General features: G+C 54.7%; 2 protein-coding genes. Both read right to left on the bottom strand.

Annotated features, from left to right (window positions below):
* Positions 1-64: 64 nt before the first annotated feature.
* The gene (locus ACTS2Z_RS01530) at positions 65-280 is read right to left on the bottom strand and encodes an RHS repeat-associated core domain-containing protein (protein WP_442571472.1); all 216 of its coding nucleotides are present in this window, start codon (positions 278-280) and stop codon (positions 65-67) included.
* Between the two features lie 440 nt (positions 281-720).
* The coding region (locus ACTS2Z_RS01525) for a hypothetical protein (protein ID WP_442571471.1) at positions 721-1,043 on the bottom strand (323 nt) is incomplete at its 5' end.

Below are 1,043 nucleotides of genomic sequence, written 5' to 3'. Positions count from 1 at the left end.
GACTGGCGAACAGCGTTCGTTCCAAACGGTTCAAATTTCAAACTGAGACACTACCTGCCCGCGTTCAGCGGAAAAGGTTCACAAGCCCGTCAGGCTGCCATTGCCCTTGCTGCGGCGGACAGTTCTCTGCTCCGCACTGGCTGTCGCAGTAGACATATATCGTCTCCGGCTCCAGCCCCCACGGGTCTGTGAAGGTGACGGGATCGTTGCCGACATAGGCGTAGAGGTTGAGGCCGCCCTGCTGGCCTATCGGGTCGGTCTGCATGGTGAGCCGGACCAAACATCGATCCGGCTGATCGATGCCCCGGCGAACGTCCTATACGGGAATTTTGGACCCGGCCCAAAATAGTAGTAGAAGCCAATGTTAAGTTATCTCTGTCTGACCCGTCCCGCCCGCAGATGCATCAGCGTCGACGACGGGCATGCGTCCGGCCAGTCAATGCGGGTGCGCCGGCCCGAAGCATCGTATTGATAGCTCACCGTGCCTTGCGGGGTCACGGCAGCAAGGTTCCGACCGAGAGCGTCAAGGCCGTCGTGTGCCCGAGGGCTTAAAATAGGCTGCAAAAGCTACCGTTAGAACAGACAAGAACAAAAGCGCGATAAGAGACCATTCATCTAATACGCCTTCAATAACATACATATAAATCATTCTGCCCATCAAAATTAATAAAGCAAAAAAAATTATAATGCGAAGAGTGATTTTTGCATATTCCATTTTTATTACCCTTGCGGACATTGCTTGTTTTGAGGAGCCATGATGTCGAACGCCCCCCGTGCGATATCAATCCCCGCACCAGCGGACGCTGCCAATGTCGAACGTTGATTTTCCATCTGGCTTTGCAGCGTTCGGGAAAACAGCACGCGCCCCCGAATGAGGGAACGACCGACCAATTGGCCAACGCCGCCGCCCATCGCACCAGAGATTGGCCCGGTAATCGCATTTTGATAATTGGATGGATCGTCCCAACCCAGCCCAAAACCATGGAATACGCCCGAAGCCGTATGAAGCCCTACGCCGGCGAAAGCTACAGCCGCGCCAGCAC

It is taken from the genome of Glycocaulis sp. (assembly GCF_052168375.1).
In the GTDB taxonomy this organism is placed as follows: domain Bacteria; phylum Pseudomonadota; class Alphaproteobacteria; order Caulobacterales; family Maricaulaceae; genus Glycocaulis.
This window is presented reverse-complemented; position numbering and strand designations above follow the sequence as displayed.